General features: G+C 68.1%; 20 protein-coding genes. 10 read left to right on the forward strand and 10 right to left on the reverse strand.

Going from position 1 to position 19,739, the window contains the following annotated elements; all coding sequences use genetic code 11:
* Window positions 1–60: 60 nt before the first annotated feature.
* The 4 genes from HBE63_RS13650 to HBE63_RS13665 all read right to left on the reverse strand — a co-directional run bounded on the left by HBE63_RS13650 (window position 61) and on the right by HBE63_RS13665 (window position 3,170).
* Complete coding sequence (locus HBE63_RS13650; RefSeq protein WP_166905218.1) at window positions 61–642, reverse strand: DUF2561 family protein; 582 nt, start codon at window positions 640–642, stop codon at window positions 61–63.
* A complete protein-coding gene (locus HBE63_RS13655) occupies window positions 642–1,517 on the reverse strand; it encodes an MmpS family transport accessory protein (protein ID WP_166905219.1) in 876 nt (291 codons plus the stop codon). The genes HBE63_RS13650 and HBE63_RS13655 overlap by 1 nt, the downstream gene beginning before the upstream one ends.
* A 183-nt stretch (window positions 1,518–1,700) precedes the next feature.
* The gene (locus tag HBE63_RS13660; protein WP_166905220.1) at window positions 1,701–2,120 is read right to left on the reverse strand and encodes a cytochrome c oxidase subunit 4; all 420 of its coding nucleotides are present in this window, start codon (window positions 2,118–2,120) and stop codon (window positions 1,701–1,703) included.
* Window positions 2,121–2,132: 12 nt separating this feature from the next.
* Complete coding sequence (locus HBE63_RS13665; RefSeq protein ID WP_166905221.1) at window positions 2,133–3,170, reverse strand: cytochrome c oxidase subunit II; 1,038 nt, start codon at window positions 3,168–3,170, stop codon at window positions 2,133–2,135.
* A 190-nt stretch (window positions 3,171–3,360) separates the two neighbouring features.
* Between HBE63_RS13665 and asnB the strand changes: the two genes are divergently transcribed.
* Entirely contained in the window at window positions 3,361–5,328 is a 1,968-nt protein-coding gene (asnB, locus tag HBE63_RS13670) for an asparagine synthase (glutamine-hydrolyzing) (RefSeq protein ID WP_166905222.1), read from the forward strand.
* Between the two features lie 34 nt (window positions 5,329–5,362).
* Here the strand turns inward: asnB and HBE63_RS13675 are convergent, their stop codons facing one another.
* On the reverse strand, window positions 5,363–6,337 hold the full coding sequence (locus HBE63_RS13675) for a carbohydrate kinase family protein (RefSeq protein ID WP_166905223.1): 975 nt from the start codon (window positions 6,335–6,337) through the stop codon (window positions 5,363–5,365).
* A gap of 173 nt (window positions 6,338–6,510) precedes the next feature.
* Here HBE63_RS13675 and HBE63_RS13680 point away from each other — a divergent pair, with 173 nt between their 5' ends.
* The gene (locus HBE63_RS13680) at window positions 6,511–7,137 is read left to right on the forward strand and encodes a hypothetical protein (RefSeq protein ID WP_166905224.1); all 627 of its coding nucleotides are present in this window, start codon (window positions 6,511–6,513) and stop codon (window positions 7,135–7,137) included.
* 20 nt (window positions 7,138–7,157) lie between these two features.
* Here the strand turns inward: HBE63_RS13680 and HBE63_RS13685 are convergent, their stop codons facing one another.
* Entirely contained in the window at window positions 7,158–7,514 is a 357-nt protein-coding gene (locus HBE63_RS13685) for an iron-sulfur cluster assembly accessory protein (protein WP_166905225.1), read from the reverse strand.
* A 154-nt stretch (window positions 7,515–7,668) separates the two neighbouring features.
* On the opposite strand from HBE63_RS13685, the gene HBE63_RS13690 reads away from it, so the two are divergent.
* From HBE63_RS13690 to HBE63_RS13705, 4 genes are read left to right on the forward strand one after another with little or no spacing between them, the layout of a single operon-like run.
* Window positions 7,669–8,355 (forward strand): DUF3043 domain-containing protein, encoded by a 687-nt coding sequence (locus HBE63_RS13690; protein WP_166905226.1) that lies wholly within the window; start codon window positions 7,669–7,671, stop codon window positions 8,353–8,355.
* Between the two features lie 23 nt (window positions 8,356–8,378).
* The gene (locus tag HBE63_RS13695) at window positions 8,379–8,924 is read left to right on the forward strand and encodes a bifunctional adenosylcobinamide kinase/adenosylcobinamide-phosphate guanylyltransferase (RefSeq protein WP_166905227.1); all 546 of its coding nucleotides are present in this window, start codon (window positions 8,379–8,381) and stop codon (window positions 8,922–8,924) included.
* On the forward strand, window positions 8,921–9,991 hold the full coding sequence (gene cobT, locus HBE63_RS13700) for a nicotinate-nucleotide--dimethylbenzimidazole phosphoribosyltransferase (protein WP_166905228.1): 1,071 nt from the start codon (window positions 8,921–8,923) through the stop codon (window positions 9,989–9,991). The genes HBE63_RS13695 and cobT overlap by 4 nt, the downstream gene beginning before the upstream one ends.
* Window positions 9,988–10,713 carry an adenosylcobinamide-GDP ribazoletransferase gene (locus HBE63_RS13705; RefSeq protein ID WP_166905229.1) on the forward strand — a complete coding sequence of 242 codons (726 nt, stop codon included), beginning with the start codon at window positions 9,988–9,990 and terminating at the stop codon, window positions 10,711–10,713. Before cobT ends, HBE63_RS13705 begins: the two co-directional genes overlap by 4 nt.
* 90 nt (window positions 10,714–10,803) lie before the next feature.
* Here the strand turns inward: HBE63_RS13705 and HBE63_RS13710 are convergent, their stop codons facing one another.
* Window positions 10,804–11,910, reverse strand: a complete 1,107-nt coding sequence (locus tag HBE63_RS13710; protein WP_166905230.1) for a branched-chain amino acid aminotransferase — start codon at window positions 11,908–11,910, stop codon at window positions 10,804–10,806.
* 52 nt (window positions 11,911–11,962) lie between these two features.
* Window positions 11,963–13,060 carry a glycine cleavage system aminomethyltransferase GcvT gene (gene gcvT, locus HBE63_RS13715; protein ID WP_166905231.1) on the reverse strand — a complete coding sequence of 366 codons (1,098 nt, stop codon included), beginning with the start codon at window positions 13,058–13,060 and terminating at the stop codon, window positions 11,963–11,965.
* Window positions 13,061–13,115: 55 nt separating this feature from the next.
* Between gcvT and HBE63_RS13720 the strand changes: the two genes are divergently transcribed.
* Genes HBE63_RS13720 through HBE63_RS13730 form a run of 3 tightly spaced genes read left to right on the forward strand, consistent with a single transcriptional unit; the run spans window position 13,116 to window position 16,667 of the window.
* The gene (locus tag HBE63_RS13720) at window positions 13,116–14,198 is read left to right on the forward strand and encodes an adenylate/guanylate cyclase domain-containing protein (RefSeq protein WP_166905232.1); all 1,083 of its coding nucleotides are present in this window, start codon (window positions 13,116–13,118) and stop codon (window positions 14,196–14,198) included.
* 10 nt (window positions 14,199–14,208) lie between these two features.
* Window positions 14,209–15,723, forward strand: a complete 1,515-nt coding sequence (locus HBE63_RS13725) for a leucyl aminopeptidase (protein WP_208301366.1) — start codon at window positions 14,209–14,211, stop codon at window positions 15,721–15,723.
* A gap of 26 nt (window positions 15,724–15,749) precedes the next feature.
* Complete coding sequence (locus HBE63_RS13730; RefSeq protein WP_166905234.1) at window positions 15,750–16,667, forward strand: lytic transglycosylase domain-containing protein; 918 nt, start codon at window positions 15,750–15,752, stop codon at window positions 16,665–16,667.
* Between the two features lie 4 nt (window positions 16,668–16,671).
* Here HBE63_RS13730 and HBE63_RS13735 read toward each other — a convergent pair whose 3' ends face one another.
* Window positions 16,672–18,408 (reverse strand): SDR family oxidoreductase, encoded by a 1,737-nt coding sequence (locus HBE63_RS13735; protein WP_166905235.1) that lies wholly within the window; start codon window positions 18,406–18,408, stop codon window positions 16,672–16,674.
* A gap of 67 nt (window positions 18,409–18,475) precedes the next feature.
* Entirely contained in the window at window positions 18,476–18,829 is a 354-nt protein-coding gene (locus HBE63_RS13740) for an oxidoreductase (protein WP_166905236.1), read from the reverse strand.
* A gap of 213 nt (window positions 18,830–19,042) precedes the next feature.
* Here HBE63_RS13740 and HBE63_RS13745 point away from each other — a divergent pair.
* Window positions 19,043–19,739 (forward strand): biotin/lipoyl-containing protein (locus HBE63_RS13745; RefSeq protein ID WP_305848717.1); only part of this gene is annotated, 697 nt, incomplete at its 3' end.

The following is a 19,739-nucleotide window of genomic DNA, read 5'->3' on the forward strand; positions in this document are numbered from 1 at the left end:
AATCGCCGCAGCGCTACATACGTGAGCGGTATGGTCCCGCAAAAGTTCAGAAGCGGCGATTCAGGCCGACAGGACGTCAAGCTGACGCATCGCCACAATCGGCAGTGCGATGATGCCCGCGGTGACCACACCCGCCAGGCCGTAGAGGCACCAGGCCGCCACGTCACTGCCTGTCGCCATCAGATAGGTGGCCAGCCCGATGGCCGCTGTCCCAAGTCCGATAGCGCCGACGGTCGCCAGGATGAACCGGAGCCACACCGCCTCGGCCACCGCGGTGGCGGCACCGTTGCCTGCGGTGTAGCGGCTCATCGCGACCGGTGCAGCCCGGTAGCTGCCCCCGATCGGCCGTGGTGAGCGCGCCGGCGGCTGGGGCCGCCGTCCGGGCTGCCGGCTGCCGGCCTGGGCTCGGGCGCGCAGCAGCAGCGGCACCGCACCGGCGATCACCAGCACAGACAGGCCGATCACGGTGTACAGCACCCAGGGAATGTCAGCACTCTCGGAGCCCTGCGGATGGCTTCGGCCCAGGTCCACCAGGGCCACGACGGCCGCCACCCCGGCACCCAGAGCGGCGAGCCACACCGCGGCGCACGCGCCCAGCAAAACCCGGTCGGTGTTGTCGAGTTCGCTGATGCGCCCGGACATCAGCAGGCAGTCTGTGCGGAGTTGTTGGCGTTGGACGAGAGCACCGTGCCGTCGCTGGCCGTGATCGAGCAGTTCAGCCTGCTGACCAGGAACAGGCTGGACGCCTCGACCGAGCCGACATCAGAGTTGGAGATCGGGGTCATCGTGAAGGTCCACGGGATGTAGACGTTGCGCAGGGTGCGCCGGTTTCCGTTCCCGTCGACGTAGGTGATCGTGATGATGTCACCCGGCGCCTTGGTACCCGTCACCGAATAGGTGACCTGACGCGGGCCGGCATGCGTCGTGGTGGTGGTTGGCGGCGCTGACGTACCCGGGGCCGGCGGGGGCGCCTCACCGGTCGGCGCGGGCGCGGGAGGCGGCGGCTCGGTAACCGTCACGGTCTCCGGTGGCGGCGGAGGCGGAAGCTCCTCCGAGGTCGGAGGGGGCGGCGGAGGTGGTGGCGGAGTCGTCGTCGTGATCTCGTCCTGCACCGGCGGCGCCGACGTGGTGGTGCTCGGCTGCGGGGTGGCCAGATTGGCGGTGTCGTCGTCGCGGGTAACCAGAACGGCCACCGATGCCACCAGGGCGACCGCGGCGATGATGGCGGTGACGCCGACCACCCACGGCCAGCGCGGCGGCGGGGAGGTGTCGACGAGTTCGGTCGCGGGGTCGTAGTCGTCGTAGTCGTAGAGCGCCACTTCGGCAGGCACGTAGGGCCCGCTGGTGAACTGCTCCGACTCCGGCGCGGAGTACGCCTGCGAGTAGAACTCTGTCTCGCCGCCATCCGCGTCTGCGCCCGCCCCCTGAGTCAGATCCTCGGGTGCGGAGTGTTTTCCGGGTTGATCCGGCAAATCAGAACCGGAGGCACCGGGTTCCGGGGGATTCGGCCCGCTCATCTACGCCTATCCTTCTCGACAACTTCACTGCCACGCGGAGCGAACGAAACCGTTCGCTGGTGACAGTGCCCCGGCAACATTACCGAACGAGGTGGAGCCGGCGAGTCCGGCGTTGCCGGTGGCGAATGAAGTGACGGCCCGATTGTGACCTTGATCAGGCCACAATCGGCACGTCCGGACGGGTCAGTGCTTCTCAGGACCCCAGTAGTACTCGAAGACCAGGCCGCTGACAGCCGTCAGCACGAAGCAGATGCCTGCCACGATCAGCCAGGGAAGCCACAGGGCTGCGCCCACCGCGGCGACCGAGAAGGACAGTGCGATCAGGATCGGCCACCAGCTGTGGGGTGAGTAAAAGCCCAGTTCCCCTGCACCGTCACTGATCTCGGCATCTTCGTAGTCTTCGGGGCGGGTGTCGAGACGCCGCGCCACGAAGCGGAAGAACGTGCCGGTGATCAGCGTCAGTCCGGTGGTGAGGACGAGCGCGGTCGTACCGGCCCACTCCATGCCGCCGGTGGCGAACATCGCCGTCAATACGCCGTACACCACCGCCGACAGGGCGAAGAACGCCGTGAGGATCTCGAACAGTCGAGCTTCAATATGCATTGCGTGTAGCCCCTACTTGCTCGCCTGCGGTGCCTGCTCACCGCGCCGGGTATCGAACGGGTGAGTTGTGGTGGCCAGCGGCGGCTGGTTGATCGCCGCCAACGCCTCGGCATTGGTCTTGCCGGCGTTGCGTTGGTCGATGTAAGCCTTGAAGTCATTGGGCTCGACGACCCGGACCTCGAAGTTCATCATCGAGTGGTAGGTACCGCACATCTCTGTGCAGCGCCCGACGAACGCGCCGGTCTGCTCGATCTTGCTGACCTGGAAGATGTGGTCCGAGTGGTTGGCCACCGGCTCGGGCATCACGTCACGCTTGAAGAGGAACTCCGGCACCCAGAAACCGTGGATCACGTCCGCGGAGTTGAGCTGGAACTCGACGCGCTTGCCCACCGGGAGCACCAGCACCGGAATCTCGTTGGAGGTACCCAGGGTCTCGATCTTGTCGAAGTTCAGGTAGGTGCGGTCCTCAGGGTTGAGACCGTGCACCGCGCCGACCCGCTCCTTGCCGTGCGCATCCTTGCCCTCCGGCTTCGACGCCATCGCGGCCTTGCGCGCTGCGTCGACGCCGTCGTAGTCGAATGTGCCGTCGGCGTAATCGATCTTCTGGTAGCCGAACTTCCAGTTCCACTGGAAGGCGGTCACGTCGATGACGACCTCAGGGTTCGGGTCCTTGTGCAGCATGCGCTCCTGGACTACCACGGTGAAGTAGAACAGCACCGAGATGATGAGGAACGGGATGACCGTCAGCACCAGCTCCAGCGGCATGTTGTAGCCGAACTGGCGCGGCAGCTCGGTGTCGCCCTTCTTCTTCCGGTGGAATGCACTCGACCAGAAGATCAGCGCCCACACGATGGCGCCCACCACGAAGGAGGCGATCACGGAGCCGATCCACAGCTCTCGGTTGAGTTTGCCCTCCGGGGTGATTCCGGTCGGCCAACCGAGCGCGAGTGCGTCCTGCCAGCTGCAGCCGCTCAGCAAGAGCGCTGAGCCACCCAGGACAATTGTCAACAACGCCGCTCGGGCCACCTTCTTAAGCCCGCGAGGTGTCACGTTGGCGCCTCCTAGATCGGTATTTCGCGACCGCGACCGGTCGTTGTTTTGCGAATACTACGCAGCGTAGACCACGCTGGTCCACGGGAGCGAAGCGACTCGGGAATGGGGTCGCGCCAGGACCGGAGCGTGCGGCACGACAGCCCGGGTGGTGGTCTCGGGGAGCCGCCGGATCAGACATACTGGCGCGGTGTGCGGACTGCTCGCGTTGGTAACTGACCCATCCGATACCTCCCAGGGCGACGCCTCCCCCGACGCCGGATCGCGGCTGGTCGACGCGGTGGCGGGCGCCTCTCACCTGATGCGTCATCGGGGCCCCGACGAGCCCGGCACGTGGGCGGATACGAGTGGCGACGCCACCGTGGTGCTCGGTTTCAACCGGCTGTCGATCATCGACATCGCACACAGCCACCAGCCGTTGCGCTGGGGACCCGCAGACGCGCCCGACCGGTACGCACTCGTCTTCAACGGTGAGATCTACAACTATCTGGAATTGCGTGAGGAGTTGCGCTCGGAGTTCGGTGCGGTATTTCACACCGACGGCGACGGCGAGGCCATCGTCGCGGCGTATCACCACTGGGGCGCCGGCGCTCTGAGTCGACTGCGTGGCATGTTCGCGTTCGCGGTGTGGGACACCGTCGAGCATGAATTGTTCTGCGCCAGGGACCCGTTCGGCATCAAGCCGCTGTTCATGGCCACCGGGCCGGGCGGCACCGCGGTGGGCAGCGAGAAGAAGTGCCTGCTGGACCTGGCCGATCTGCTGGGACTCGATCTGAGCATCGACGATCGGGCCGTTCAGCACTACACCGTGCTGCAGTATGTGCCCGAACCCGAGACGCTGCACCGCGGTATCCGCCGGCTGGAGTCGGGCAGCTACATGCGCCTGAAGCCGGGTGGCCGTCCCGTGGTGACCCGCTACTTCGTCCCGAAATTCAATGCGGTGCCGTTCGTCAAGGGTGCCGAGCAGTCCCGCTACGACGAGATCACCGCCGCCCTGGAAGATTCCGTCGCCAAGCACATGCGCGCCGATGTGACGGTCGGCGCCTTCCTGTCGGGCGGCATCGACTCGACGGCGACCGCGGCGCTGGCGATGCGTCACAATCCCCGGCTGATCACGTTCACCACCGGCTTCGAGCGGGAGGGCTTCTCGGAGGTGGACGTGGCCGTCGCGTCCGCGGAAGCCATCGGCGCCCGGCATGTCACCAAGGTGGTCAGCCAGGCGGAGTTCGTCGAGGCGCTGCCCGAGATCGTCTGGTATCTGGACGAACCGGTGGCCGACCCGGCGCTGGTGCCGCTGTTCTTCATCGCCCGCGAGGCCCGCAAGCACGTGAAGGTGGTGCTGTCCGGCGAGGGTGCCGATGAGTTGTTCGGCGGTTACACGATCTACCGGGAACCGTTGTCGCTCCGGCCTTTCGACTATCTGCCGCGGCCGGTGCGCAAATCGCTGGGCAAGGCGTCCAAGCCGCTGCCGGAGGGCATGCGCGGCAAAAGTCTGCTGCACCGCGGTTCGCTGACACTGGAGGAGCGCTACTACGGCAATGCCCGCAGTTTCTCCGATGAGCAGCTGCGGGCGGTGCTGCCGGGCTTCCGGCCGGAATGGACGCACACCGACGTCACCGCCCCGGTGTACGCCGAATCGCGGGGCTGGGATCCGGTGGCCCGGATGCAGCACATCGACCTGTTCACCTGGCTGCGGGGCGACATCCTGGTCAAGGCCGACAAGATCACCATGGCCAATTCACTGGAACTGCGGGTGCCGTTCCTGGACCCCGAGGTGTTCGCGGTGGCCTCTCGGCTGCCGGTCGATCAGAAGATCACGCGCTCGACGACCAAGTACGCGCTGCGCCGCGCGCTGGAGCCGATCGTCCCGGCTCACGTGCTGAACCGCCCCAAGCTGGGCTTCCCGGTGCCGATCCGGCACTGGCTACGCGCCGGTGAGCTGATGGACTGGGCGTACGCCATGACGGCGTCATCACAGGCCGGGGCCCATGTCGATCTGGTTGCGGTCCGCACCATGCTCGACGAGCACCGCAGCGGCGTCAGCGATCACAGCCGCCGGCTGTGGACCGTGCTGACCTTCATGCTGTGGCACGCCATCTTCGTCGAGCACAGCGTGACCCCGCAGATCAAGGAACCGCACTACCCGGTGCAGCTCTAGGCGGGCTCAGAGCTGCACCGGACTGTCGGCACCGTCAGGCCAGCGCCTTGCCGATCTCGGCACCTGCCTCGGCGCCGTAGGCATCGGTGAGCCGCTGCACTGCCTCGGCCGCGTCCCAGGTCCATTCCTGGGGCCCGGTCGCCTCCAGCACCAGGACCGCGACCAGGGATGCCAGCTGAGCCGAGCGCTCCAGGTTCAATCCGGCACTGCGGCCCGTCAGGAAGCCCGCCCGGAACGCGTCGCCGATACCGGTGGGGTCGGCCTGATGCTTCTCGGGCACGACGCCGACGTGCACGAACGTGCCGTCCGAGCTGACCAAGTCGACGCCCTTGGCGCCGAGTGTGGTGACGCGCATGCCGATCTGGCTCATCACCTGGGCTTCGCTCCACCCCGACTTCTGCAGCAGCAGGTCCCACTCGTAGTCGTTGGTGAACAGGTAGGCGGCGCCGTTGATGAGTTTGCGGATCTCCTCGCCGGAGAGCCGGGCCAGCTGCTGGGACGGGTCGGCGGCGAAGGCCAGGCCGAGCTTGCGGCATTCCTCGGTGTGCAGGAACATCGCCTCGGGGTCGTTGGCGCCGACGATCACCAACTCCGGCTTCCCGACGCGGTCCACCAGATCGGCCAGGGAGATGTTGCGGGCCTCCGACATGGCGCCGGGGTAGAACGAGGCGATCTGGGCCATGTCCTCATCGGTGGTGCAGACGAAGCGGGCGGTGTAGGCGCTCTCGGAGATCAGCACGCTGCCGCAGTCGACGTTGGCGCCCTCGAGCCAGGCCCGGTAGTCACCGAAATCCTGACCTGCGGCGCCGACAAGGGCGACGTCGCCACCGAGGATGCCGATCGCGAAGGCCATGTTGCCCGCGACTCCCCCGCGGTGGATCACCAGATCGTCGACGAGGAAGCTCAGCGACACCTTTTGCAGGTGGTCGGCCAGCAGTTGCTCGGAGAATTTGCCCGGGAACCGCATCAGGTGGTCGGTCGCGATGGATCCGGTAACTGCGATGGTCACGTAGTGTCACCCCTCATTTCGTTAAGTCGGCTACATAACAGTACCCGCGCGGGCCTTTCGGCGATCTGCGCGCACGGTCGCACGTCGCGGGTTGCGCTAACCTGCGTATAACCGTATTCCCGGTCACCGTAGACGGCTGACCCACCTCCAGATCACGCGGGGAGCGTCATTTGATGACTGGTTCCTACCAGTACCCCGAGCACATTCCGCCGCAGCCGTATCCCGAGCCGGTGCCGACCGCACCGTCGGCGTACCCCGGGACTCTGCCGCCGCCGGTGCCCTACCCGACGCGGCGGCGCTGGCCGAAGATTCTGGCGGCCCTGCTGGTGGTGGCGGCGCTGGGAGGTGTGCTGACCGCGGTACTGGTCACCGGCCGCCGCGGGGCGGCGGCACCGGTGGTGGTCTCCGACGAGCGGGCTCAGGCCGCGATCCAGGAATACCTCGACGCGCTGACCGACGGGGATGAAGAAGCGATCGCGCGGCACACCCTGTGCGGGTTGTACGACGGAGTCAAGGATCGCAAGGCCGATCTCGCGGTGGCCGGTCTGGCCAGCGACGCATTCCGCAAGCAGTTCAGCCAGGTCGAGGTGACCCACGTCGACGCGAACGTGCCGTGGTCCACTACGCAGGCTCAGGTGCTCTTCACCATGCGGGTCGCGCCGGCCGCAGGCTCGGCACGCGGACGACGCCCCGCCAGTGACGAGCAGCAGGGCGTGGCACAGCTACTGGTGCAGAAGGACGGGAAGAACGAGCAGGTTCTGGTGTGCTCGTATGTGCTGCGCACCGGCGGCCAGTACTGACCGCCGGCTGCCAGCTGACGTCAGTTGAAGGAGTCGCCGCAGGCGCAGGAGCCGGTGGCGTTCGGGTTGTCGATCGTGAAGCCCTGCTTCTCGATGGAGTCGACGAAGTCGATGGTGGCTCCCTGGATATACGGCGCGCTCATCCGGTCCACGACGAGCTTCACGCCGCCGAACTCGGAGGTGAGGTCACCGTCGAGGGTGCGGTCGTCGAAGAACAGGTTGTAGCGCAGGCCGGCGCAGCCGCCCGGCTGCACCGCGATACGCAGCGCGAGGTCGTCGCGGCCTTCCTGGTCCAGCAGCGCCTTCGCCTTCGTCGCCGCAGCGTCGGACAGGGTTGCACCGTGAGTTTCGGTGGTGGTGGCGTCCTGAACAGTCATAGCTCTCCCTAAGGATCCCGGGGCATCAAGGAAACGCGTGGATGTACCGCGCGTCTACTACCTCAACGGTACCTTGTTCCGACGCTATTCCCGACTTATCCACAGGCTGGGGCATGTGGCCGGGCCACCTGCGGCGGGCAGTAACCTGGCAGTCGTGAAGCTGCTGGGCCGCAAGAAGGACAACGAAGGCGAACCCGCCGGGACCGACCAGGTCACGAGCGTCGACGGGTCGGGCGGATCAACCGCCGCAGGATCGGCGGCGGGCACCGCCCCCAAGGGCAGGCCGACGCCCAAACGCAACGACGCCGCCAAGCGCCGCGGCCCGGTCGCACCCGCGCCGCTGACCTCCGCCGAGGCGCGGCAACGGCGCAAGGAGCTGCGCGGGCCCAAGCTGTCCAAGGAAGAGCGCAAGATCGAGCGGCTCACCCGCCGCGCCGACATGTCCGACCGCCGCGAGAAGATGATGGCCGGCGATGAGTCCTACCTGCTTCCCCGCGACAAGGGTCCGGTGCGCCGCTACGTCCGCGACATCGTCGACTCCCGGCGCAATGTGCTGGGCCTCTTCATGCCCGCCGCCCTGGCGATGATCTTCTTCATGCTCGCGCTGCCGTCGCTGAAGTTCCAGCAGATCCTGTCCTACGCGATGCTGATCCTGGTGGTCATCATGCTGATCGACGGGTTGATCGTCGGCCGCAAGGTGAACCACATGGTGGACGAGAAGTTCCCGGACAACACCGAAAGCGGTTGGAAGCTAGGACTTTACGCGGCCAGCCGAGCGTCGCAGCTGCGCCGCATGCGGGCGCCGCGGCCGGCGGTCAACCGCGGCGACAAGATCTCTTGATGCCACTCCAGGCGGTCTGAGGAGTGCGCACGCTGGTGCTCGGCGGTATCCGCTCGGGTAAATCGCACTGGGCCGAAACGGCGATCGCCCGCACCGCCGGGGATACCGCGCCCGTGCGCTACCTGGCCACCGGGCCCGCCGCCGACAGTGATCCGGCCTGGGCTGACCGCGTGGGCGCACACCAGGCGCGCCGGCCCGCGCATTGGCACACCGTGGAGACCGCCGACCTGGCCGCCGATCTGGTGGACGGCCAGCTTGAGACACCGGGCACCGCAACGCTTGTCGACGACATCGGCGGCTGGCTGACCGCGACCATGGACCGCGTCGGTGCCTGGACCGGAGTACCCGTTGCCCCCGAGGTCGACGTACTTGTGCGGGCGGTGGACGCGTTCACCGCTCCCCTGGTCCTGGTCAGTCCCGAGGTCGGGCTGACCGTGGTGCCCGCCACCGAGGCGGGACGCCGGTTCGCCGACGAACTGGGCACGGTCAACCAACGCCTGGCCGCGGTGTGCGACCGCGTGGTGCTGGTGGTGGCCGGCCAACCGCTCACGGTGAAGGAGCCGTCATGACCGAAACCGATGCGGTCTTCGCCCCGGTCACCGCACCGGATGCCGAGGTCGCCGCGGCGGCGCGGGCCCGTCAGGCCCAGCTCACCAAACCGCCCGGCTCCCTCGGCCGACTGGAAGACCTCGCGGTCTGGGCGGCCTCGTGCCAGGGCACCTGCCCGCCGCGTGCGCTCACCCGGGCACGCGTGGTGGTCTTCGCGGCCGATCACGGGGTTACGGCCGCAGGGGTTTCGGCGTTCCCGCCCGCAGTGACCGGCCAGATGGTGGCCAACTTCGACGCGGGCGGGGCCGCGATCAATGTGCTGGCCGACGTCGCCGGAGCCACGGTGCGCGTCGCCGACATCGCCGTCGACTGTGAGGCGCCGTTGTCTACCGCGATCGGCGCCCACAAGGTCCGCCGCAGCTCGGGCAACATCGCGCTCGAGGACGCGCTCAGCGCCGAAGAGACCGTGGCGGCGGTCTTGGCGGGGCGCCAGATCGCCGACGAGGAGATCGACGCCGGGGCAGACCTGCTCATCGCCGGCGATATGGGAATCGGAAATACCACGGCGGCAACAACTTTGGTGGCAGCACTGACCGGCACCGAACCTGTCGTCGTAGTGGGCCGCGGCACCGGCATCGATGACCTCGGCTGGATGCGCAAGGCCGGCGCGGTACGCGACGCGTTGTACCGGGCCCGCGACGTGACCGGCGATCCGCTGGGCCTCTTGCGGGTGTGCGGCGGTGCCGACCTGGCCGCGATGACCGGGTTCCTGGCACAGGCCGCGGTGCGGCGCACCCCGGTTCTGCTGGATGGCATGGTGGTGACGGCGGCGGCCCTGGTGGCCGAGAACCTGGCACCGGGCGCACGGGCGTGGTGGCAGGCGGGCCATCGGTCGACCGAACCGGCCCACAGTCTGGCGCTGTCCCAGCTGGGACTGGAGCCGATCATCGACCTCGGCATGCGCCTGGGCGAAGGTACCGGCGCCGCGGTGGCCCTGCCGATCGTGCGGGCGGCGATCGCCACGCTGGCCTCGATGGCCACCTTCGCTGAAGCCGCAGTGGCCGGCGCCCCTGAATCGACACCATGATTTCCGCGCTCGGCGGGGCTTTCGCGTTCGGCACGGTGCTACCGGTGAGAACTTCGGCCGGTATCGGCCGCGGGGCGCTCACGGCCCTGCCGCTGGTCGGCCTGATGCTCGGCGCGCTGGCGGCCGCGGTGGTGGCCGGTGGCCAGTGGGCCTTCGGCACCGGCAGCGCACTGTCCGGCCTGCTGGCGGTGGCCGTACTTCTGCTGGCCACTCGCGGGCTGCACATCGACGGATTCTGCGACACCGTCGACGGTCTGGGGTGTTACGGCCCACCGGAGCGAGCCCTGGCTGTCATGCGTGACGGCTCGGCCGGGCCGTTCGGTGTCGCCGCGGTGATCGTGGTGATCGGTTGTCAGGCAATGGCATTCGCTCAACTCAATGCGGTCGCGATCGTCGTCGCCGTCACTGCGGGCCGCGTCGCGGCGGTGCTCGCCTGTCGACGTTCGGTGCCCGCCGCGGCCGGCAGCTCACTGGGCGGCGCCGTGGCGGGCACTCAGCCGGTCGCCGTGGTGGCGGCCTGGGTGATCGCCATCGCTGCGTTGGCCGCATTGGCAGGCCCGCGGATGTGGCAGGGCCCGGTCGCGGTGCTGGTCGCGGTGGGCTGTTCGGCGCTGCTGGTCGCCCACTGCGTGCGACGGTTCGGCGGCATCACCGGCGACGTGCTCGGCGCGGCCGTCGAGATGACGACGACGCTGACCGCGCTCGGGTTGGCGATCGGCTGATCTGCGGGACGCGGCCCGCACCCCCCACGTTCGGCGGCGATTGTCACGCCGGAGTGGCTCTCGGCGGCGAGTGCCACTCTGGCATGACAGCTAGCTCAGCCGGGCCATCCAGCCGTGCGTATCAGCGAAGGTGCCCCGCTGAATCCCGGTCAGGGTGTCCCGCAGGGCCATGGTGATCTCGCCTGGTTGCCCGTCGGCGATGGTGAACTCGCCATCCGCGTACTTGACGTGTGAGACCGGGGTGATCACCGCGGCGGTGCCGCAGGCGAACACCTCGGTGATCTCGCCCGCCGCGGCCTTCTTCTGCCATTCGGCGACGTCGATCTTGCGTTCTTCGACCGTGAAGCCGGCGTCGGTGGCCAACTGCAGCAAGGAATCTCGCGTGATACCCGGCAACAGCGAACCGGACAGCTCAGGTGTGACGAGCCGGGCCGAACCGCCGCTGCCGAAGACGAAGAACAGGTTCATCCCGCCCATCTCTTCGACGTAGCGACGCTCGAGCGCGTCCAGCCACACCACCTGATCGCAGCCGTTGTCGGCGGCCTGCGCCTGCGCGAGCAGCGAGGCCGCATAGTTGCCGCCGAACTTGGCCGCACCGGTGCCGCCCGGTGAGGCCCGGACGTACTCATGCGACAGCCAGACGCTGACCGGCTTGATGCCACCCTTGAAATAGGCACCGGCCGGCGAGCCGATCACCAGGTAGCGGTACTCGTTGGCCGGGCGCACGCCCAGGCCCGGCTCGGTGGCGATCACGAACGGCCGCAGGTACAGCGACTCCTCGCCGCCGGCCGCGGGCACCCACTTCTCGTCGACCGCGATGAACTGGCGAAGCGACTCGATGAACGCGTCCTCGGGTAGCTCCGGAATGGCCAGCCGCCGCGACGAGGCGCGCAACCGCGCCGCGTTGGACTCCGGCCGGAACGACACGATCGAACCGTCCGCCCAGCGGTACGCCTTGAGCCCTTCGAACACTTCCTGCGCGTAGTGCAGGACGATGGCCGAGGGATCGAGTTCGATCGGCCCGTACGGGACCACCTGCGGGTCGTGCCAGCCCTGCCCGGCGGTGTAGTCGATGGCCACCATGTGGTCGGTGTGGAACCTGCCGAAGCCGGGGTTGGCCAGAATGGATTCGCGTACCTCATCGGTCGCCGGATTCGCGTTGGCTGAAACCGTGAACTCGAGATGGCCGCTAGTCATGCAGCGATTGTATCGCCCGAGCGCTAACGTATTGCCCCGCGGGAGCGGGGCCTCAGCGGGTGTGCGGGGCCACGAACGGTGGCTTGACCACTTCGCATTCGACGGCACGGCCACGTACGTCCACGCTCACCCGCTGCCCGTCGGCTACGTCGTTGGCGGCGTCGATGAGTGCCAGCGCGATACCGACTTTCAGTGACGGCGAGAACGTCCCCGACGTCGTGATGCCGATCCGGGTGTCTCCGTCGAGCACCGCGAGATCGGCGCGCAGCACCCCGCGGCCGACGGCTTTGAGGCCACGCAGCACCCGGGCCGGGCCGGCCTCCTTCTCGGCCAGCAGCGCGTCACGCCCCCAGAACGCGTCCTTCTTCCACCCGATCGCCCAGCCGCAGCGGGCCTGCAACGGCGAGATGTCCAGCGACAACTCGTGGCCGTGCAGCGGGTAGCCCATCTCGGTGCGCAGGGTGTCGCGGGCGCCGAGTCCCGCAGGCTCTCCCCCTGCCGCACGCACGGCCGCGACCAGGGCGTCGAACACCACGCCGGCGCGGTCCCAAGCCGGCAGTAGTTCGTAGCCGTGCTCGCCGGTGTATCCGGTGCGGCACACCCGCACGAACACGCCGTCGTACTCGGCATCGGCGTACCCCATGTAGTCCATCTCCGTGGGCAGCCCCAGCGCATCGAGCACTTCGGCGGACTTCGGCCCCTGCACGGCCAACACGGCATAGGAGCGGTGCTCATCGGTGATGGTCAGCCCGTCGGGGGCGTTCTTGCGCAATTCGGCGACCACGGCCGCGGTGTTCGCGGCGTTGGGCACCAGGAAGATCTCGTCGTCGGAGACGTAGTAGGCGATCAGGTCGTCAATCACGCCACCCGACTCGGTGCAGCACAGGGTGTACTGGGCCTTGCCCGGTCCGATCCGATTCAGGTCGTTGGTGAGGGCTGAGTTGACGTATGCGGCCGCACCCGGTCCTTTGACCAGTGCCTTGCCGAGGTGGCTGACGTCGAAGAGGCCGACGGTGTCACGTGTGGCGTTGTGCTCGGAGACGGTCCCGGCGTAGGACACCGGCATCAGCCATCCGCCGAATTCGGCGAAACTGGCCCCCAGGTCGCGATGGCGGTCTTCCAGCGGTCCGTGCAGCAGGTCGTCACTCACGGGTTCACCCTAATCTCTAGGCCTAATCGGACCACCGAACTGCCACACTGACTTGGTGGTCGATTTCGATGCACTGGAATCCGCCGGGATCGCCGATGCACGCCGACGCGCCCCACTCATCGAGTACCTGGATCAGCTCGGCTTCACCGCCGAGCAGATGGTCGAGGCCGAGTCCCGCGGCCGCCTGTTCGGCCTGGCCGGTGATGTCCTGCAATGGTCGGGGCCACCGGAATACTGCCTTGCCGATGTCGCCGCGATGATCGGGGTACCGCTGACCGATGTCGAACGTGCGTGGGCAGCGCTGGGCCTGACCGTCGCCGGATGCGATGTCAAGACGCTGAGCCAGGCCGACGTGGAGGCGCTGCGCACCTGGGCCGAGATGCGGGTGCTGGTGGGTGATGTCGAGGCCACCGGGCTGCTCCGCGTGGTGGGTTCGGGGATGGCCCGGTTGTCCGAGGCCATCTCGTCGATGAGCCGGGCCGGTACCCCCGACATCCAGCTCGGGCATTCTCGTGACGAGCTCACCACCGCCAAGGCCTACCGGACCGCAGCCGGATTCATCCCCCGCATCGGCTCCATGATCGACGCCGTCCACCGTCACCACCTGATGAGCACGAGGCGTTACTTCGAGCACGTTCTGCAAGAGGGATCATCAGGGGTGTTGTGCGGCATCGGATTTGCCGATCTTTCCGGTTTCACCGCCCTCACCCAGATGCTGACCACCACCGAACTGTCGGCCCTGCTCAACGAGTTCAGCTCGACGAGTTCCGATATCGTCCACGCCCGCGGCTGCCGGGTGGTGAAGTTCATCGGCGACGCCGTCATGTGGGTGGGGTACGAACCCGAGCAGCTCACCCAGGTGGCCGTCGATCTGGTCACCCACCCACGGGCGCGTGCGACGAACCTCAGCGTGCGTGCGGGTCTGGACTTCGGCGCCGCGCTGGCGATCGGTGGCGACTACTTCGGCAACACCGTCAACCGGGCGGCGCGGTTGGTGGGCATCGCCCCACCCAGCCAGATCCTGGTATCGGAGCCCCTGCACGATCTGCTGCCGCAGCAGCAGTTCGCCGCTCCGCAGGCGCTGGCCCTGAAAGGGTTCGACGCACCGGTCACGGCGTATCCGCTCGCCGGACTCTAGGGTGAACGGGGTGAGCAGCGCACCCGGCTACCAGGCCGCCACCGTCACCGTCAGCTCGTCGTTGCCCCGCAAGGGGGCCGACGAGGCCGTCCTCGTCATCGGCGTAGTCAGCGACGATGCCGGCCCGAAGGTCCTGGCCGCAGGGCCCTACCTCGACGACGACGCAGTGGCCGCGATCGAATCCGGCCTGCAGGCAGTGGGGGCCACCGGGGGCGAGGGGCAAACGCACCGACTGGTCGTCGCGTCGCTGCCGGTCGCCAGCGTGCTGACTGTCGGCCTGGGGAAGCCTCGAGACGAGTGGCCCGCCGATACGATCCGCCGGGCCGCCGGTACCGCGGCGCGGGCGTTGGACAAGGTCGCCACGGTCGTGACCTCGCTTTCGGCGATCAACCTGGAGGCCGCCGTCGAGGGGTTGATCCTGGGCGCCTACCGATTCAGCGACTTCCGCAGCGCCAAGACCGCGCCCACCGATGCCGGGTTGACCGCGATCACCGCGCTGGCCGCCGATACCAAAGCGGCAACCAAGGCAGAAGCTCAGCGCGCGGTGGACATCGCCTCCGCCGTGGCCACTGCCCGCGACTTTGTGAACACCCCGCCCAGCCACCTGTTTCCCGACGAATTCGCCAAGCGGGCAAAGGTTTTGGGCGACGCGGTAGGACTTGAGGTCGAGGTGCTCGACGACAAGTCGCTGGCCGAGGCCGGTTACGGCGGCATCGTGGGTGTCGGCAAGGGGTCGTCGCGCCCGCCCCGCCTGGTGCGGTTGATCCATCGGGGTACCTCGAAGAACGCCAAGCGCGTGGCTCTGGTCGGCAAGGGCATCACGTTCGACACCGGCGGCATCTCGATCAAGCCGGCCGCCAACATGCATCACATGACCTCAGATATGGGCGGGGCCGCCGCGGTGATCGCGACCGTGGTGCTGGCAGCCAAGCAGAATCTGCCGATCGAGGTCATCGCGACGGTGCCGATGGCCGAGAACATGCCGTCGGCGACCGCGCAGCGCCCGGGCGATGTCCTGACCCAGTACGGCGGCATCACCGTCGAGGTCCTCAACACCGACGCCGAGGGCCGCCTGATCCTGGCCGATGCGATCGTGCGGGCCTGCGAGGACGATCCGGACTACCTGATCGAGACGTCGACCCTGACGGGCGCGCAGACCGTGGCCCTGGGTGCTCGCACGCCGGGCGTGATGGGCAGCGACGAGTTCCGCGACCGGGTGGCGGCGGTGTCGCAGTCTGTCGGCGAGAACGGCTGGGCCATGCCGCTGCCCGAGGAACTCAAGGACGACCTCAAGTCCTCGGTGGCCGACCTGGCCAACGTCAGCGGGTCGCGCTACGCCGGGATGCTGGTGGCAGGCACTTACTTGCGCGAGTTCGTCGCCGACGGGGTCCAGTGGTCGCACATCGACGTCGCCGCACCGGCATACAACACCGGAGGCCCGTGGGGTTACACCCCCAAGGGCGGCACCGGCGTGCCGACGCGCACGATGTTCGCGGTCCTGGAGGATATCGCCGCGAACGGCTGATCATGCTCCCGCCCAACGTGAACAAGATGGCGAGATTTCTTCACAGCCTCGCGATCTTGTTCACGTTGGGCGCAGTGCTTTCCGGCTGTTCGGGGTCATCGGACACCTCGGGTCTGGGCACCCAGACCACGACACCGCGGCCGCCCACCACCACGCCGGCCTCCCCCGCCGGCAAGCAACCTCGCCTGGCGGCAGACCCGGGTCGGCTGGCCGAGGATCTGATCGCCGACGAGCGTGCCCTGCGCAGTCCGGCGACGCCGGAGCCCGCGCTGACGCAGGCGGCCCGCCGTCAGCAGGTGGCCTACCGGACGATCGGTCGTCACCCCGAATGGGACGGGATGATCCGGCCGCGTATCCCGGCCGAACTCGTCGGGTTCTACGACCGCAATGTCGCCGCGCGGCGCCAACTCGCCGTGCTGGCGCACCCCAAGGACACGCTGCCCGCGTGGCGTATCAACCCGCCGCCATCCATCGATCTGCTTCTGGACGCCTACCGCGAAGCCGAGGCCGCCTCGGGTGTCGGTTGGAACTACCTTGCCGCGATCAACCTGATCGAGACGCACTTCGGCAGCGTCACGGGTGACAGCTCGGCCGGCGCGCAGGGACCGATGCAGTTCATGCCGTCCACGTTTGCGGCCTACGGTCGGGGCGGCGATATCCAGTCGCCCCGGGACAGCATCATGGCAGCCGGGAATTACCTGGCCGCCAACGGTTTTGCCCGCGACCCCGACTACGCCCTGTTCCGGTACAACAACGCCGACGAGTACGTGCGGGCGGTCACCGACTACGCCGCCGCGATGGCCGCCGATCCGGCGGCGTTCGGCGCGTTCTACCGCTGGGATGTGTACTACGTCTCCACCGCAGGTGACGTGCTGCTGCCTATCGGGTATGCCGCCGAGTCGCGGATACCGGTCGGCGAATACCTCACCGCCCACCCGCAGTAGCGGTCTACAGCGACCCCGACCGCGCCACCCGGCGCAGCGCCGAGGGCACCAGCCGTGCCACGCCGTAGGCGGCATAGGCCTCCGGGGTGACGGGGCGGATCGCCTTGTCCTTGCGGACCGCGGCGACGATGGCCTTGGCGACCTTGTCCGGCCCGTAGCGCCGCGCGGCGAAGGCCTTCTTGGTCGCCGCGCGCAACTGCTCCACCTGATCCCGCTTTTCGGCGGGGACGTCGAAGCGGGTGGTGTCGATGATGTTGGTGTCGATCATGCCCGGGCAGATCGTGGTCAAACCGATTCCCGCCGCGTCCAATTCGGCGCGCAGGCAGTCGGAGAACATGAATACCGCGGCCTTGCTGGTCGAGTAGGCGTTCATCGAAGCCGACGGCGAATAGGCGGCCATCGATGCGACGTTGACGATGTGGCCGCCGGTACCGCGGTCGACGAGGCGGCGGGCGAATGACCTGCAGCAGTTGACGACTCCCCCGAGGTTCACATCGAGCACGCGGTCGAACTGCTCGGCCGGGGTGTCGAGGAACTTGCCGCCGTGGCCGATTCCAGCGTTGTTGACCACCACGTCGGGCACCCCGTGGGTGCTGCAGACCTGCCCGACGAAATTCTCCACCGCCTCGGCGTCGGACACGTCGACAGCGTAGGCATGGGCCACGCCCCCGCGCGCCGCGATCTCATTGGCGGTGGCTTTGGCCGACGCCTCGTCGATGTCGCTGATCACGAGTTCGGCGCCCTGCGCGGCGAAGGCCAGCGCCGTGGCACGACCAATGCCGCTGCCCGCGCCGGTCACCGAAACCAGTGTGTCGCCAAAGGATTCGCGTAACCGTCCGAGCTGAGCGCGTCGCAGCGCGCGGGATGCCGGGGCGCCCTCGATGTGCTCGATCAGTTCGGCGGTCGCGTTGGCGATCGCGCGCCAGTGCGAGAACGGGGCCCAGTGACCGGCCTTGAGGTCACGGCGCCACAGCAATGGCACCCAGCTGGATTCCTCGTCGTAGCCGTGTCCGCGCACCACGGGGTCGTGGTCGTTGCAGATCAGCTGCACCGGCACGGTCACGTAGTGATCGTGCCGCAGCGTCGTGAACGATCGAATCGCGTTGGCGCGGTAGATCTTCAGCCCGTTGGCAGCATCGGTGTCCAGGGTCTCGGACTGGAATTTGGGCCCGGCAGTGTCGATGGCCTGCAGCCGGCGCGCCGCACCACGCCGCATCAGCGCGGGTGCGACGACGGGTACCGAGAACGGGATCCAATAGCTGAACCGCGAGGCCAGGTTCACCGCTTTGGCGAACCGGATGGGCCGGTACGGGCGGGCCAGGCGGCCACGTACGAACGACCCGTAGTGGTCGGTGCTGGGCCCCGATACGGACGTAAAGGACGCCACCTTCTCAGAGGCCTCGGGGCGGCTCAGGTACTCCCACACGCCGACGGAACCCCAGTCATGGGCCAACACGTGCACGGGGCGCCCTGGGCTCACGGCGTCGATCACCGCGGACAGGTCATCGGCGAACCGGTCCATCCGGTAGGCCTTGACGGCCTTCGGCACATCCGAGGCGCCGGCTCCGCGGTTGTCGTACCGCACGATGTGGAAGCGGTTTCCGAGTTCCCCCGTGACGCCGTTCCACAGCACATGCGAATCCGGCCAGCCGTGTGCCATCACGAGCGTGGGGCGCTGGCGATCCCCTTGTTCGTAAACCGCGATGCGGGTTCCGTCCGAGCTGTCGACGAAGCGCTGCATAGTCCACCCTCCACGAGGTACCTGTGACGAACAGTATCCAATACCGGAGGTACCGGTTGCTTCGACTCTAACGGTCGTCGAGTTCCCGGTATACGGCGCGCTGACGTTCGATCCGGCGACGCGCGTCGTAGTCGCGCATCCGTTGCGGATATCCCACCTTCTGGACGTCGTACACCGGGATCTGCAGCCGGTCGCTGAGCCGACGCGCGCCTGCCTCGCCACCCGTGCGGCGCCGCGTCCATTCCCCGTCCGCAGCAACGAGCACGACGGTCACCTCGGTGACCGAAGTGCGGGGCTCGACGAATGCCTCGACTCCGACATGCTCAGCCACCCAGCGGTGCAGATACTGCAGGTCCCCGGCCTGGTCGCTGCCGAATCCGCGCGCCGACCGGTCTCGGCGAAACGAATCGAACAGGCCCAATGGACGGATCTCCTCAGCTCTGGGGAAGTTCGACGAACCGCCCTGCAAACCCTCACCCGATAGTGCCAGAGGATCAGCAACCCTGAGTGAGTGCGAATGGTGCTGCAGTGACAGGATGGTTCCGACAATCCACCTAGGTGCCGTACCCGGTGCACCTAGCTGTGGTAAGCCAGAGTTCGAGTCGTCACAAGTGACCGTCCGAGGAGTCAATACATGGCCATCTCCGTCCAGATGCCCGCGCTAGGTGAGAGTGTCACCGAGGGCACCGTCACCCGCTGGCTTAAACAGGAGGGCGACACCGTCGAGGTCGACGAGCCGCTGCTGGAGGTGTCCACAGACAAGGTCGACACCGAGATCCCGTCACCCGCCGCGGGTGTGCTGACGAAGATCGTCGCCCAGGAGGACGACACCGTCGAGATCGGCGGCGAGCTTGCGGTCATCGGCGAGGCCGGCGAACAAGCCTCGGCGGCGCCGGCCTCGGAGCCGGAAGCCAAGCCGGAACCCGAGCCCGAGCCCCAGGCCACCGAGCCGTCGGCCGCCCCGGCCGAGACTGCCGCTCCCGAGCCCGCAGCCCCGGCACAGCCGGTCCCGTCCGCCCCGGCCGCCGCCGCGTCCGACTCGGCCACCAGCATCGTGATGCCCGAACTGGGCGAGTCGGTCACCGAGGGCACCGTCACCCGGTGGCTCAAGAAGGTTGGCGACACCGTGGGTGTCGACGAGCCGCTCGTCGAGGTATCCACGGACAAGGTCGACACCGAGATCCCGTCCCCCGTGGCCGGCACCCTGCTGTCGATCACTGCCGAGGAGGACGACGTCGTCGCCGTCGGTGGAGAGCTGGCCAAGATCGGCGACGCCGCCGCCGCGCCGGCACCTGCCGCCCCTCCGGCTGCCCCCGCTCCTGCCCCGGCAG

It is taken from the genome of Mycobacterium sp. DL440 (assembly GCF_011745145.1).
In the GTDB taxonomy this organism is placed as follows: Bacteria; Actinomycetota; Actinomycetes; order Mycobacteriales; family Mycobacteriaceae; genus Mycobacterium.